Origin of the sequence: Methylobacterium sp. B4 (assembly GCF_003201865.1) — a bacterium.
In the GTDB taxonomy this organism is placed as follows: Bacteria; Pseudomonadota; Alphaproteobacteria; order Rhizobiales; family Beijerinckiaceae; genus Methylobacterium.
The window spans coordinates 17,668-31,368 of sequence record NZ_QJJJ01000012.1 but is presented as its reverse complement, the minus strand read 5'-3'; the positions used below and the strand labels follow the sequence as shown (position 1 = coordinate 31,368).

17 protein-coding genes are annotated in these 13,701 nt (G+C 70.7%); 10 read left to right on the top strand and 7 right to left on the bottom strand.

The window, feature by feature from the left end:
* Positions 1 to 67: 67 nt before the first annotated feature.
* From BY998_RS15435 to BY998_RS15425, 3 genes are all read right to left on the bottom strand, one after another.
* Positions 68 to 298 carry a hypothetical protein gene (locus BY998_RS15435; protein WP_110352499.1) on the bottom strand — a complete coding sequence of 77 codons (231 nt, stop codon included), beginning with the start codon at positions 296 to 298 and terminating at the stop codon, positions 68 to 70.
* A 201-nt stretch (positions 299 to 499) separates the two neighbouring features.
* Complete coding sequence (locus tag BY998_RS15430; protein ID WP_110352498.1) at positions 500 to 1,882, bottom strand: 3-deoxy-7-phosphoheptulonate synthase class II; 1,383 nt, start codon at positions 1,880 to 1,882, stop codon at positions 500 to 502.
* Positions 1,883 to 2,060: 178 nt separating this feature from the next.
* Positions 2,061 to 3,209 carry a helix-turn-helix transcriptional regulator gene (locus BY998_RS15425; protein ID WP_110352497.1) on the bottom strand — a complete coding sequence of 383 codons (1,149 nt, stop codon included), beginning with the start codon at positions 3,207 to 3,209 and terminating at the stop codon, positions 2,061 to 2,063.
* Positions 3,210 to 3,517: 308 nt separating this feature from the next.
* On the opposite strand from BY998_RS15425, the gene BY998_RS15420 reads away from it, so the two are divergent.
* Positions 3,518 to 4,261 (top strand): MBL fold metallo-hydrolase, encoded by a 744-nt coding sequence (locus BY998_RS15420; protein WP_110352496.1) that lies wholly within the window; start codon positions 3,518 to 3,520, stop codon positions 4,259 to 4,261.
* A gap of 59 nt (positions 4,262 to 4,320) precedes the next feature.
* On the top strand, positions 4,321 to 4,863 hold the full coding sequence (locus BY998_RS15415) for a DUF2059 domain-containing protein (protein WP_110352495.1): 543 nt from the start codon (positions 4,321 to 4,323) through the stop codon (positions 4,861 to 4,863).
* Here the strand turns inward: BY998_RS15415 and BY998_RS15410 are convergent, their stop codons facing one another.
* From BY998_RS15410 to hemA, 3 genes are all read right to left on the bottom strand, one after another.
* The gene (locus BY998_RS15410) at positions 4,864 to 5,322 is read right to left on the bottom strand and encodes a hypothetical protein (protein ID WP_110352494.1); all 459 of its coding nucleotides are present in this window, start codon (positions 5,320 to 5,322) and stop codon (positions 4,864 to 4,866) included. It lies immediately after the preceding gene.
* The gene (locus BY998_RS15405; RefSeq protein WP_245421607.1) at positions 5,319 to 5,678 is read right to left on the bottom strand and encodes a hypothetical protein; all 360 of its coding nucleotides are present in this window, start codon (positions 5,676 to 5,678) and stop codon (positions 5,319 to 5,321) included. The genes BY998_RS15410 and BY998_RS15405 overlap by 4 nt, the downstream gene beginning before the upstream one ends.
* A gap of 205 nt (positions 5,679 to 5,883) precedes the next feature.
* Positions 5,884 to 7,272, bottom strand: a complete 1,389-nt coding sequence (gene hemA, locus BY998_RS15400) for a 5-aminolevulinate synthase (RefSeq protein ID WP_110352493.1) — start codon at positions 7,270 to 7,272, stop codon at positions 5,884 to 5,886.
* A 510-nt stretch (positions 7,273 to 7,782) separates the two neighbouring features.
* On the opposite strand from hemA, the gene BY998_RS15395 reads away from it, so the two are divergent.
* Positions 7,783 to 7,965, top strand: a complete 183-nt coding sequence (locus BY998_RS15395) for a hypothetical protein (protein WP_110352492.1) — start codon at positions 7,783 to 7,785, stop codon at positions 7,963 to 7,965.
* A 179-nt stretch (positions 7,966 to 8,144) separates the two neighbouring features.
* Complete coding sequence (gene murA / locus BY998_RS15390; RefSeq protein WP_110352491.1) at positions 8,145 to 9,434, top strand: UDP-N-acetylglucosamine 1-carboxyvinyltransferase; 1,290 nt, start codon at positions 8,145 to 8,147, stop codon at positions 9,432 to 9,434.
* Between the two features lie 89 nt (positions 9,435 to 9,523).
* On the opposite strand, the gene BY998_RS15385 is transcribed toward murA, so the two are convergent.
* On the bottom strand, positions 9,524 to 9,901 hold the full coding sequence (locus BY998_RS15385; RefSeq protein WP_110352490.1) for a hypothetical protein: 378 nt from the start codon (positions 9,899 to 9,901) through the stop codon (positions 9,524 to 9,526).
* A 207-nt stretch (positions 9,902 to 10,108) separates the two neighbouring features.
* Here BY998_RS15385 and BY998_RS15380 point away from each other — a divergent pair, with 207 nt between their 5' ends.
* From BY998_RS15380 to BY998_RS25075, 6 genes are all read left to right on the top strand, one after another.
* On the top strand, positions 10,109 to 10,567 hold the full coding sequence (locus BY998_RS15380; protein ID WP_110352489.1) for a DUF2948 family protein: 459 nt from the start codon (positions 10,109 to 10,111) through the stop codon (positions 10,565 to 10,567).
* A gap of 28 nt (positions 10,568 to 10,595) precedes the next feature.
* Positions 10,596 to 11,891, top strand: coding sequence for a histidinol dehydrogenase (gene hisD / locus BY998_RS15375; protein ID WP_110352488.1), 1,296 nt, complete (start codon positions 10,596 to 10,598; stop codon positions 11,889 to 11,891).
* A 142-nt stretch (positions 11,892 to 12,033) separates the two neighbouring features.
* Entirely contained in the window at positions 12,034 to 12,549 is a 516-nt protein-coding gene (locus BY998_RS15370) for a UPF0262 family protein (RefSeq protein ID WP_110352487.1), read from the top strand.
* 236 nt (positions 12,550 to 12,785) lie between these two features.
* Positions 12,786 to 13,259 carry a low molecular weight phosphatase family protein gene (locus BY998_RS15365; protein WP_110352486.1) on the top strand — a complete coding sequence of 158 codons (474 nt, stop codon included), beginning with the start codon at positions 12,786 to 12,788 and terminating at the stop codon, positions 13,257 to 13,259.
* 10 nt (positions 13,260 to 13,269) lie between these two features.
* Complete coding sequence (locus BY998_RS25080; protein WP_280952915.1) at positions 13,270 to 13,395, top strand: hypothetical protein; 126 nt, start codon at positions 13,270 to 13,272, stop codon at positions 13,393 to 13,395.
* A 108-nt stretch (positions 13,396 to 13,503) separates the two neighbouring features.
* Positions 13,504 to 13,635: a hypothetical protein gene (locus BY998_RS25075; RefSeq protein WP_280952914.1), complete on the top strand. Its 132-nt coding sequence runs from the start codon at positions 13,504 to 13,506 to the stop codon at positions 13,633 to 13,635.
* The last annotated feature ends 66 nt before the right edge of the window (positions 13,636 to 13,701 follow it).

The following is a 13,701-nucleotide window of genomic DNA, read 5'->3' as shown; positions in this document are numbered from 1 at the left end:
GGATCCGCGGCGGGGAGGCGGGCTGATTGCACGGCGTTGCGCGAAGCGTCGCGGCACGAGGCTGTTCTCAGGCGGGGCTGCGGCGCGAGCGGGCGGAGCGGGCCATGGCGATGAGTTCGTGCGCGGTGAGTTCGTGCGGGGACGGCTTCGCCGGCCCTTCGCCCAAGGAGGGATCGGCCCGCTCCGGCGGCGGGGGCGCGGCGGGGGGCGATCGCACGTCCCGGCCCGGCCAGAGCTTGCGGATCTGTGAGGTCTTCCTGATTGCCCGCGCCGCCATGCCGTCCCCGAAACCGATCATGCACGAAGCGTTAACCAAGCTTGGACCGCAGAAACATTCTTGACGCGGGCCGATGTGGTGCTTCGCCGACGATTTCTCGGCCGGGGCGTGCCCGTTCGCGGCCCTCCCCTCGAACGCGAAGGGGCGGACGCGATCCCGTGATCGCGTCCGCCCCTTTTGCTTTACCCGTCCGGCGAGCGGCGAGCCCCTGCGGAGGGAGCCCTATTCAGCCGCGTCGAGGCGCGGGCGCTCGATCTCGGCGCGCTCGCGCTTGACCAGTTCGGCGGTCAGGAAGGCCACTTCCAGCGCCTGCTCCGCGTTGAGGCGCGGGTCGCAATAGGTGTGGTAGCGGTCCTGAAGGTCGTCGGCCGTCAACGCCCGGGCGCCGCCCGTGCACTCGGTGACGTCCTTGCCGGTCATCTCCAGATGGATGCCGCCGGCGATCGTGCCTTCCGCGCGGTGCACGCCGAAGAAGCCCTCGATCTCCTGCATCACCCGCTCGAACGGCCGGGTCTTGTAACGGCCGGCGGCGATGGTGTTGCCGTGCATCGGATCGCAGACCCACACCACGTTGCGGCCCTCGCGCTGCACGGTGCGGATCAGCCCCGGCAGGTGGTCGCCGACCTTGTCCGCGCCGAAGCGGCAGATCAGGCTGAGGCGGCCGGCCTCGTTCTCCGGATTGAGGAGGTCGATCAGGCGGATCAGCCCCTCGGCCGTGGTCGAGGGCCCGCATTTGAGGCCGATCGGGTTCTTGATGCCGCGGGCATATTCGACGTGGGCGTGGTCCGGCTGGCGGGTGCGGTCGCCGATCCAGAGCATGTGGCCGGAGGTGGCGTACCAGTCGCCGCTCGTCGAATCGACGCGGGTCAGCGACTCCTCGTAGCCGAGCAGCAGCGCCTCGTGGCTGGTGTAGAAGTCCGTGGTGCGGACCTCCTGGTGCGTCTCCGGGTTGATGCCGATGGCGCGCATGAAGTCGAGCGCGTCCGACATCCGCTCCGCCACGTCGCGGTAGCGCGAGGATTGCGGGCTGTCCTTGACGAAGCCGAGCATCCAGCGATGCGCGTTCTCGAGGTTGGCGTAGCCGCCGGTGGCGAAGGCGCGCAGCAGGTTCAGCGTCGCCGCCGATTGCCGGTAGGCTTCGAGCTGCCGCTTCGGATCGGGGATCCGGGCCTCGTCGGTGAAGGTCAGGCCGTTGACGATGTCGCCGCGGTAGCTCGGCAGCGACACCCCGTCGAGCGTCTCCGTCGGCGAGGAGCGCGGCTTGGCGAACTGCCCGGCGATGCGTCCGACCTTCACCACGGGCGAGCCGCCCGCGAAGGTGAGCACCATCGCCATCTGCAGGAAGACGCGGAAGAAATCGCGGATGTTGTCGGCCGAGTGCTCGTCGAAGCTCTCGGCGCAGTCGCCACCTTGCAGGAGGAAGGCCTCGCCCGCCCCGACGCGCGCCAAGGCCGCCTTGAGCTTGCGGGCCTCACCGGCAAAAACCAGCGGCGGAAAGCTCGCGAGCTGCGCCTCGACGGCCTGGAGAGCGCCCGCGTCCGGATAGGACGGGACCTGCTGGATCGGCAGGTTGCGCCAGGTTTTGGGGGTCCACCGCTCGGCCATGATCTTCTCTCCGCTCACCCCACCGGGTGATGCGCGCGGGCCCTCCCGCCTCGCGCGAAGCCGGGCTTATAGAGCGGATCTTTGCAAGTTGCGAGCGGCGAGGCCTGCGAGTCCCGCAAGTCTCCGCCGACCTCGGAACAGCGGATCTTTTCGTCGAACGCGAGCGAGCGGCACGGATCTATCGCGGCAGCGCCGTGCCCGCGAGCAGGCCGACGAGTTCGGCCTGACGCGAGACGCCGGTCTTCTGGAACACGCGCTTGAGCACCGTGCGGGCGGTGTTGGGCGTGATGCCGAGCTTGGCCGCGGCCGGGATCGGCGCGTCGCCCGCCGCGATCAGGGCGGCGAGCCGGGCTTCGGCCGGCGTCAGGTCGAACAGGCCCTGGACCACCTCCGCGCCCGGCACGTCGCGGGCGACGACCGGGGTGGCGACGAGCACGAAGCGGGCGCGGGCGAAGACATCGTGGGCCGCGCCGCGGATCGGCACGAGGTGCAGGATGACCGGGGGCCGCTCCTCGCGCGCCGCGATCGGAATCGAGCGCACCGACCGCTCTTCTGCCGGGCGCTCCACCGCCTCGCGCAGGAGCTTGTCGGCAGCGGGATCGACGGCGGCGAGACGCGTGGGCTGGTCGCTCAGGGTGTGCGGCATCATCGCCACGAGGGAGGGATTGGCGCCGATGAGGCGCCCGCCGCTGCCGAGCACCGCGGCGGGCAGGCCGAGTGCTTCGAGCGTCTGCGTCGTGGTGGTGACCCTCTCCATCTCCAGGCGGGCCGAGAGCAGGGAGGCCCGGGCGAGGTGCGGGCGCAGGGTATCGAGATCGGCGATCGTGTCCGGCCCGAAATCGCCCGCTGCCCGGGACCGCTCGCAATGGACGATGACGCTGTCGCCGCTCGGCGCCAGCACCACCGTCGCCGTGCCCGCGCCGTAACCCGCAGGAATCAGGAAGTCCTGATAGAGCGGCAACGCCGCCACCTCCTCGGCCGACACCACGTCGAGATCGGTCAGGAAGCCGGGATGGCGCATCCCGAGCAGCCGCCCGAAGCGGACGTTGTCGGGGAAGCGCTCGAAATGGGTGAGCACCAACTCGTCGAACTCGGGCGAGGACGTCACCCAGCCGCGGAAATGAGTGCCGCTCGTGACGACCATCACCGCCTGCGGGGCTCCCGCGAACCGGGCGAGGTCCGCCAGCACCTGACGCCACAATTCGGGCACCGCCGCCGCCTCGTAGATCCGGTCGATCAGCCCGGCGGCTCCGGCCGGAAGGGCGCCCGCGGCTTCGGCTGCGGCCGAGCGGATCACGGAGGGCATGGGGTGGGGCGGGATCGACATGGGTCCGGAGGGTTCGAGGGGGGGCGATCGTCGCGGAGCGGATTCCGCATCCGAGCGGGCAGGCTATCCGGCCGAGTCCTCGCCCTATCGAAAGGCGGCGGGCATCGCCCGGCCCCGAACCCTAACCGAGCCTCGGAAGACAATCCTGCGCCTCCCCCGAGTATCCACACCGATAGGACTGCGCAGATGCGCCGCATCGGTCTCGGGTGAGAGCGGAACGCCTCGCCGTCCCTTCGCACCACCACCTCTTGCCGGCGGGGGCCGGCGACCGACATCGAAGGCCGTGACGGACACGGGAGGGAGAATCCATGCGGCTCCAGGTCCTCGGCTGCGGCGACGCCTTCGGCTCCGGCGGACGCTTCAACACCTGCTTCCACGTCGATCCGCAGGACGATGCTTCCGGCAGCGCCTTCCTCATCGATTGCGGCGCCTCCTCGCTCATCGCGATCCGCCGCTTCGGCGTCGCGCCGAACCGCATCGGCACGGTCTTCCTCACCCATCTCCACGGCGACCATTTCGGCGGCCTGCCCTGGCTGATCCTGGATGGGCAGCTCGTCAGCGGGCGCACCGAGCCGCTGACCATCGTCGGGCCGCCGGGTACGGCCGAGCGCCTGCCGGCAGCCATGGAAGTGCTGTTTCCCGGCTCCAGCACCGCCGAGCGCCGCTTCAGGGTCGAGGTCGTGGAGATGGAGGCCGGGCAGCCGGTCGAGGCCGGAAGCGCCAAGGCCACCGCCTTCACGATGCGCCATCCCTCCGGCGCCCCCGCGCACGCACTGCGCATCGAGAGCGCGGGCCGGGTCGTGAGCTATACGGGCGACACCGAATGGGTGGACGCGATCATCGAGGCCGGGCGGGACGCGGACCTGCTGATCGCGGAAGGCTACACCGTGGAGCGGCCGGTCAAGTTCCACCTCGACTGGGCGACGCTGCGGCGGCGGATCCCCGAGATCGGCGCGAAGCGCCTGATGCTCACCCATATGAGCCCGGAGATGATCGCCCATCCGCCGGAGGGCTACATCGCCGCCGAGGACGGGCTCGTGCTCGCGCTTTGACAGCACCGGCCATCTGGCGTCTTCATCGCCCCCCACGCCCATCGAGGAAGCAGCACATCATGCGGACGGTTTACCTTCACGGCCTGGGCTGCCTCGGCCTGCTGCTCGGCTCGGCCGCGATGCCGGCCACGGCCCAGACGCCGCCGAACCCCGCCGCCTCGCAGGTCACCGCCGACCCCGAGCGCCTGGCTGCCGCCCGCGAGGTCGTCGCGGCCTCGCAGGGCGATCGGGCCGCCGTGCTGGCGGCCATGAAGGCGCCGATGGGCGGGATGATGCAGCAGATGGGCCTCAAGGACCCGCAGCGCGCCCAGGTGATGGTGGACGAGGTCGTGATGCCGACGCTCTCGGAGAACTACGACGACCTGCTCTCGATCCAGGCCCTCTCCTTTGCCTCCGTCCTCACCAAGGAGGACCTGAAGGCGATCGCCGCCTTCTACGCCACCCCCGCGGGCAAGAACCTCGTGAAGGCGCAGCCGCTCCTGAGCCAGGCCATGCTGACGGGCATGCAGCAATGGATGGGCGGGCTGATGCCGCAGATCAAGGACCGGATCGCCAAGGCCGCCGCGGCCCATGGCTGGACGGACGGCGCCAAGCCGCGCTGATCACGCGCCGCCGGCCGGCACCTGCCGATTCGGCGGAAAGGTCAACGGCATCCGGATCACGCCGCGATGGTAGGGGAAGCGGGCGCGCTGGAGCGGATCGGGGCCGGTGAAGATCTGGCGCGGGCGAAACGAGACCGGACTCACGCAGAGAAGATAGTGGCGCAGGTTCCGCTCGTCCGGCACGAACATCGCGGTCATGAGGTAGCGCGCCTCGTGGCGAACCCAGGACGGGATGGACGGCAGGCGCCAGCGCCGGGCAAGATGCTCGCCGACCCCGCCGAGGAAGGCATCCGGCTGGGCCTGCCCCAGAAAGCCGGGATCCTCGGCGATCATCGCGGCTTGGGCGGTGAGATCGCCGTCGCGGGCGTAGAAGGCGTCGAGGAAGTTCTGCAGGTGATGATCCCAGTCACCGTCCTCCCGTGCCCGCTCGACGACCTCGCGCAGGGAGGCGGGCCTCATCGCGGGGCGTCCGCGTCGAAGACGGACCGGAAGCGAAGGCCTGCTTCCACCGGCGGGTCTTCGTCGTAGACCGAGACGCAGAGTTCGTGGAGCGCCGCCGCGTCGCGAATGCCGAGATGCTGGGCGAGCGCCCTGGCATCGCGCAGGTCGCGCTCGCCGCGGTCGAGGCTCCTGAGGGCGTGCAGCTTCATCGCCAGGAGGTATTGCGGCTTCGCGAGGAAGGTTCGCAGGCCGGGCGTCCCGTCGGCGGGGTAGAGGCCGGAGGCCGTGAACAGCCCCTCGTCCTCGTCGAGGGGCGTGAACATGCCCACCGCCTTGTTGAGCCGGTCGGTCTGCAGACCCAGCCGCTCGGCCACGTGAGCGACCGAGGGCGGTCGTCGGTGCCCCGACGCCATGCGAATTGCAGCATCAGCGCGCCGCCGCCGTAGACGGCTAGCTCTACGAACAGGCCCCGCGCGGAGAGATCTGCGCCGAGCAGTTCGAAGGCCTCGACGAGGCGCGTCCGATCGAAGACCTGAGCCATGCCGAGACTCTAGCGGCCGCCTGGGTCCTGAAAAAAGCCTACTCCGCCGCGGCCGCGAACACCGTGCCCGCCCGCGGCAGGTCCAGCGTGTCCCAGGTCTCGACCAGGGCGGCGGTCAGCGCCGCGATGCGGCTGTCGTCGTGGAAGGGCGAGGGGGTGATGCGTAGGCGCTCGGTGCCCCGGGGAACGGTGGGATAATTGATCGGCTGGATGTAGATGCCGTGGCGCTCCAGCAGGTGGTCGGCCGCCGCCTTGCACAGCTCGGCGTCGCCCACCATCACCGGCACGATGTGGGTCTCGGTGGCGAGCACCGGCAGGCCGGCAGCTTCCAGCGCCGCCTTGGTGCGGGCCGCCTGACGCTGATGCGCCTCGCGCTCGGCCTTCGAGCGCTTGAGGTAGCGCACCGAGGCGCGGGCCGCCGCGGCGATGGCCGGCGGCAGGGCGGTGGTGAAGATGAAGCCGGCGGCGTGGCTGCGCACCGCGTCGCAGAGCGTGGCTGAACCGGTGATGTAGCCGCCGACGCAGCCGAAGCCCTTGGCCAGCGTGCCCTCGATCACGTCGACGCGGTGCATCACCCCGTCGCGCTCGCTGATGCCCGCGCCGCGCTCGCCGTAGAGGCCGACCGCGTGCACCTCGTCGAGATAGGTCATGGCGCCGTAGGCGTCGGCGAGGTCGCAGATCGCGGCGATCGGCGCCACGTCGCCATCCATCGAGTAGACCGATTCGAAGGCGATCAGCTTGGGCCGGTCGCCGGCCTCGGCGAGGAGCTGCTCGAGATGCTCCAGATCGTTGTGGCGGAAGACCCGCTTCTCGCAGCCCGAATGGCGCACGCCCTCGATCATCGAGTTGTGGTTGAAGGCGTCCGACAGAATCAGGCAGTTCGGCAGCAGCTTGGCGATCGTCGAGATGCCGGCCTGGTTCGAGACGTAGCCCGAGGTGAAGACGAGGCCCGCCTCCTTGCCGTGCAGGTCGGCGAGTTCGCGCTCCAGATCGACCAGGGGCGAGTTGTTGCCGGCGATGTTGCGGGTGCCGCCGGCGCCGACGCCGCAGCGAGCGGCGGTCTGGGTCAGGGCGCCGACCACCTCCGGGTGCTGGCCCATGCCGAGATAGTCGTTGGAGCACCACACGGTGATCTCGCGGGTGCCGCCCTCGGGGCGCCGCCACGTGGCCTGGGGGAAGCGGCCGGAGATGCGCTCGATATCGGCGAAGACGCGGTAGCGGCGCTCGCTGTGCAGCCGGTCGAGGGCAGAGCGGAAGTGGCCGTCGTAATCGGTGCGCGGACCGGCCGGTCGCGCGAGCGGGCGCTCGATCCTGGCCCGGCCGTTGCTTACGCCGGACTCGTCCACGCCGCCATCGCCGCCGACGATCGACTCGTCGGACACGGGGGCGCTGTCGGCAGCGTTCACGGGCATCAGGTTCACGGGCATCCGTCCTCGACGCTTTCGGCTGGCCGGGCGTTCTTCTCGGGACGCCTCGGGTAAAGAATTCGGGCCCGGCTCCTGCCCCGTTCGGGGCATTGCCGAGCCGTTCGCGGCCGCAGCGATGATCTCCCGAGGTTCAGCCCCCGGGGAGCGACGCGGCGTCAACCGCGCGTCATCTCCATCGACCGGCGGCGCCCGCTTCCTCTCAAGGACGCGTTCCTTGGACGCGTTTCTTGCCGGTGCCGCTGGGACCGCAAGATAGGAGGTATTTTCGAACTGGTTCAAGGTGAGTTCGAGACATTCCTGCTTTGCGCCGGCTTATCGACGCAGATTGCCCCTCTCGGGAGCACCTATTCACGGGTCGGTGACGAAGGGTCGCGGTCGCGTACCGGCCCGTCGCGAGGCGCCCGCCGAGGGGCCGAGGCCGGCATCGAAGGTCGGTCGATCTCCTGCTAGGATCAGGCCGCGATCGAGCGAAGCGCTACCGGGCCGGCCACGGTTCGGCGGAACGGAACGATGAACCGGGACGGGATGGGGACCAAGGACGAGGAACGCGCCGCCCGCCTCAAGGCGGCCCTGCGCGACAACCTGCGGCGGCGCAAGGCACAGGCCCGGAGCCGCGCCGAGGACGGGCCGGCCGAGTCTCCCCCCGAGCCAGCCCCCGGATCGCCGTCCGGGCCCCGCACGGACGGCACTTAGGAGCGCGTCTCCGCAAAGCCGTGAAGGCGCCCCCCGAAGGCGCGCCCCACGCGTTGCGGCCACGCTTCTTCTTTTTGCCGGATACCGCCTATACCTCCTCCTCGAAACGTGGGGCGTCGCGCCCCCGAGAACGCGAGCGACCTCCGCCCTTCGGGCCGGGAGGCGCCCCGAGGACCCCGATGGATCGCATCCACATCACCGGCGGCGCGCCGCTCAACGGCACCATTCCGATCTCGGGGGCGAAGAACGCGGCGCTGCCGCTGATGATCGCGAGCCTGATGACGGGCGAGACGCTCGAACTCATCAACGTGCCGCGCTTGGCCGACATCGCGGCGCTGACCCGCATCCTGGGCAATCATGGCGTCGACCACATGGTCGTCGGCAAGCGCCCGGGTCAGACTGCCGAGACCGGCCAGACCATCCGGCTCACCGCCTCGAACATCATCGACACCACCGCCCCCTACGAACTCGTCTCGACCATGCGGGCGAGCTTCTGGGTGATCGCGCCGCTGCTCGCCCGCTTCGGCGAGGCCAAGGTCTCCCTGCCCGGCGGCTGCGCCATCGGCACCCGTCCCGTCGACCTGCTGCTCATGGCGCTGGAGCGGCTCGGGGCCGAGATCGAGATCGACGGCGGCTACGTCGTGGCGCGCACCAAGAACGGCCTGCGCGGTGCCGAGATCGACTTCCCCAAGGTCACGGTCGGCGGCACGCACGTGGCGTTGATGGCGGCCGCACTCGCCTACGGCACGACCGTGATCGACAACGCCGCCCGCGAGCCGGAAGTGGTCGATCTCGCCGAGTGCCTGATCAAGATGGGCGCGCGCATCGAGGGTGCGGGCCAATCGCGCATCGTCGTGGAGGGCGTGGCCCGCCTCGGCGGCGCCCGCCACGAGGTGCTGCCCGACCGGATCGAGACCGGCACCTACGCCATGGCGGTGGCGATGACCGGGGGCGACGTCACACTCGTCAACACCCGGGCCGACCTGCTCTCCTCGGCCCTCGACACCCTCGCCTCCACCGGCGCCGAGGTCACGTCCGTGTCCGACGGCATCCGCGTGCGCCGCAACGGCGGCGGGATCAGTCCCGTCGACGTGACCACCGACCCGTTCCCCGGCTTCCCGACCGATCTCCAGGCTCAGTTCATGGCGCTGATGACGCTGGCCAAGGGCCAGTCGCGCATCCGCGAGACGATCTTCGAGAACCGCTTCATGCACGTGCAGGAACTGGCCCGCCTCGGCGCGAAGATCCGCCTCGACGGGGATCTCGCCGTGGTCGAGGGGGTGGAGCGCCTGAAGGGCGCCCCCGTGATGGCCACGGACCTGCGCGCCTCGGTCTCGCTGGTGATCGGCGCCCTGGCGGCGGAGGGCGAGACGCAGATCAACCGCGTCTACCATCTCGACCGCGGCTTCGAGGCCCTGGAGGCCAAGCTCGGGCGCTGCGGCGCGCAGATCGAGCGCGTGCGGGCCTGAACCGCCCGGCAAAGTCTCCGATTGCGTTCCCCCTCACCCCGACCCGGGGCGAGGGAAAAGCTTGACCCTCTCGCGAGGACGGCGCGCGATCAGCGCGCCACGGCGCCGCGCTTGACGCCGAAGCCGGGGATGTCGCAGGCGCAGGGCGAGTTGACCGGCGCGAAGCCCGTCGGACAATTGCCGCGGGCCGTGACGCAGATGCTGCCAGCGCCGCGACCGCCGCGCGGCGGGCCGCGGAAGCGCGGACCGTCTTCCTCGTCGTAGCCGCGGCGGCGGCCGTCATCCTCGCCGTAGCGGCGGCGCCCATAGCCGTCGTCATCGTCGCGGTAGCGCCGGCCACCGTCGTCGAACCGGCGCGGGCCGTCGTAGCCGCCGCCATAATACTGGGCACTCGCCGGGCTCACCACGAACCCGAGAGCCAGGGTGACCGCCAGGGCCCGCCCCGCGGCCAGAATTCCGTTACGCATCGTCCGCTTCCCCTCCAGACGGCTCAGTCCATCCCGGTCACCGTAGCCGTGCGCTCATGAACGCGCGATGAGCCCGAAAGAGCCATCGGCGCCCCATCGCCTCGCCCGACGACCGGGCGGGCGGTTGCCGCGACCGGGTGGCCTCGCTACCTACGCCTCGAAATCCGCTCCCCGCGCATCCGGTCGGGGAGCCCGGAGCGTATCCGCATGGAGCTTCTCAAGCTCGCCGCCCTCGACGCCGAGGATCTGGCCGTCATTTCCGCCCACCTCCAGGATGCGATCCTGCGGGCGGACGATCTGGCATGGCTGCCGAACGAGCATCGCTTCGCCCTGGCGGCCCGCCGCTTCGACTGGTCCGTGCCTCCGGGCCAGCCGCCCCGGCGCCGGCTCACGGGCGTGCATTTCGAGCGGGTGCTCTCGGTCAAGGCCAGGGGCATCACGCCCGGCACCCCGTCCGACGAGCCTCTGAGCCTTCTCGCGGTGACCTTCGAGGAGACCGAGGCGCCCTCCGGCATCGCCACGCTGGTCTTCTCCGGCGGAGCCGCGATCCGGCTCGAACTCGAATGCGTCGAGGTCCGCCTCAAGGATCTCGGACCGATCTGGGAGGCCGACGGCCGCCCGGATCACGAGGCCGTGCGCAGCCTCGTCGAGAACCGCCCGTCATGACCTTCCTCCGACCGAACGATTGTCTCCGATGATCCGCCTCGACAGCCGCTCCCCCGATTTCGGCGAGGCGTTCAAGCGCCTGCTCGGCCTCAAGCGCGAGATCGCCGACGATGTCGACGAGACCGTGCGCGGGATCATCGCCGGTGTCGTCTCCGGCGGCGACGCCGCGCTCGTCGATTACACCCGCCGCTTCGACCGGCTCGGCCAGGACTTCTCGGAAGCCTCCCTGCGCATCACCCCGGAGGAGGTCGAGGCCGCCGTGGACGCCTGCCCGGCCGAGGCCCGCGCGGCCCTGTCGCTGGCCGCCGAGCGGATCGAGGCCTTCCACCGCCGCCAGATCCCCGAGGACCACCTCTCCACCGACGATCTCGGCGTCACCGCCGGCTGGCGCTGGACCGCGCTCGAATCGGTCGGGCTCTACGTGCCCGGCGGCACGGCGAGCTATCCCTCCTCGGTGCTGATGAACGCCGTGCCCGCGCGCGTGGCGGGCGTGCCGCGCATCGTCATGGTGGTGCCGACCCCTGAGGGCCACCTCAACCCGCTGGTGCTCGCCGCCGCCCACCTCTCCGGCGTCACCGAGATCTACCGGGTCGGCGGGGCGCAGGCCGTGGCAGCACTCGCCTACGGGACGCAGACCATCGCCCCGGTGGCCAAGATCGTCGGCCCCGGCAACGCCTGGGTCGCCGCGGCCAAGCGGCGGGTGTTCGGGCAGGTCGGCATCGACATGATCGCCGGTCCCTCCGAAGTGCTGATCCTGGCCGACGCCCACGCCAACCCCGACTGGATCGCCGCCGATCTGCTCGCCCAGGCCGAGCACGACGAGGCGGCGCAGTCCGTGCTCGTGACCGATTCGGACGAACTGGCCGAAGCGACGGAAGCTGCGGTGGAACGCGCCCTGGCGACCCTGCCGCGCGAGAAAATCGCCCGCGCCAGCTGGCGCGACTACGGCGCGATCATCCGCGTCCGTGACTTCGACGAGGCGGTGCCGCTGGTCGACGCCATCGCCCCCGAACACCTCGAGATCGAGACGCAGGACGCCGAGGCCCTCGCGAAGAAGATCCGGAACGCCGGGGCGATCTTCCTCGGCTCGCACACGCCGGAGGCGATCGGCGACTATGTCGGCGGCCCCAACCACGTCCTGCCCACCGCCCGCTCGGCCCGGTTCTCCTCCGGCCTCGGCGTGCTCGACTTCATGAAGCGCACCACGATCCTGCGCTGCGATCCGGCCGCCCTGCGGGCCCTCGGCCCCGCGGCGATCGCGCTCGGCAAGTCGGAGGGGCTCGACGGGCATGCCCGGTCCGTGGCGATCCGCCTCAACCTGTGACGGGACGGCTTTTCCCGGGAGGACGGCGATCACGTTGCGGACTTCGGCAGCGGCAAAGCTTGCCTGAGAGGGCAGCTTTCGGCTCATGTGACGGCAATCGGGCGCCCGGGGGTTCGGGCGCCGACTCGGGAAGGCGGCGGCGATGAAGGCCGAAGCGAAGCAAGAGGCGCAGGAGGGGGCACCGGGCAGGCCGCGGAACCGGCTGGCGGCGGTGCGCCTCGACGAGGCCTCCATCGGCCGCGGCAATCCCGACCAGGAGCACGAGCGCGCCATCGCGATCTACGACATCCTGGAGGAGAACGTCTTCATCATTCCCGAGCGCGATGCCGGGCCCTACGGGCTGGTGCTCGGGCTCGTCGAGAACAAGCTCTCCTTCGCGATCTCGACGGAAGCCGGCGAGCCGGTGATGACCCACCTGCTCTCGCTCACCCCGTTCCGGCGGGTGATCCGCGACTACGAGATGATCTGCGAGAGCTATTACAGCGCGATCCGCACGGCCTCGCCGACGCAGATCGAGGCGATCGACATGGGCCGGCGCGGCCTGCACAACGAGGCTTCGGAGCTGCTGCGGCAGCGCCTCGAGGGCAAGGTCGACCTCGACCATGACACCGCCCGGCGCTTGTTCACCCTCATCTTCGCACTGCACTGGAAAGGCTGAGGCTTCCGGTATCATGCTGCCGGATGGGCGAGGGCGTCCGGCAGAACGATGCGCTTTCGGGACGCGGCGCGCGGTCCTATACGGACTTGCGCAAGAGCACCTCACGAAACGCCCGATCTTGGTTGCATCGGCCCCGCTCGCGATCGCGCGGGCCTGTCGCGAGAGGACATCGTGTTCGCATCGTCTCCCTCCGAACGTCGGCCGTCCCCGTTGGGGACGAGGCTCTAAGGCGGGATATGGCGGACGACGCGATCCCGGGAACCGGGCCGAAGAAGCGGCGGGTACAGTCCGTCCTGTTCATGTGCAATTTCAACGCGGTCCGCTCGCTGGCGGCGGAGGCGATCGCGCGGCACTATTTCGGCAAGTCGATCTACGTGCAGTCGGCGGGCGTGCGCTCGGGCGAGCCGAGCGACCCCTTCATGGTCGCGGCGCTCGACGAGATCGGCATCGACGCCGCCCGCCACAAGCCGCGCACGGTCGAGCAGCTGGAGGATTGGGAGGGGCTGAACTTCGACCTGATCATCACGCTCTCGCCGGAGGCCCACCACCGGGCGCTCGAACTGACCCACACGGTCGCGGCGGATGTCGAGTACTGGCCGACGCCGGACCCGACGCTGGTGCAGGACGGCACCCGCGAGCAGCGCCTCGACGGCTACCGCGACGTGCGCGACGGGCTGACCTACCGGATCAAGTCCCGGCTGAAGTCGTGAGGGCGCCTTGATGGAGATCCGCTCCGTCGAGGGCGACATCTTCGCAGGACCGGACGATCCGGCGGCGGGCCTGCCGCTCGGCAGCACGACCTGGGGCCCCGAGGCGCCGACGGGCGCCTCATCGTCAACGCGGTGACGCAGGGCGACGACGGACGGGCGAAGGGGCGCGTCAACGTGGCATACGAAGCGGTACGCTCGGTCCTGCGCGAGATCGAGGACCGCGCCCGCCGCGACGGCTTCGCGGGTGGCCCTCCCACGCATCGGGGCGGGGCTCGCGGGCGGATCGTGGACGACTCTTTCGCAGATCATCGAGGCGGAGGCGCGAAGCGTCGAGCCGGTGGTCGACCTGTTCGACGGGAAGCGGCCCGAGACCTGAGCGCGGAGGCCGCCGCCGGGCCGCCGCTCGCCGTTCTCTCTCTCGACCACCGGCGCCTGCCGCGTC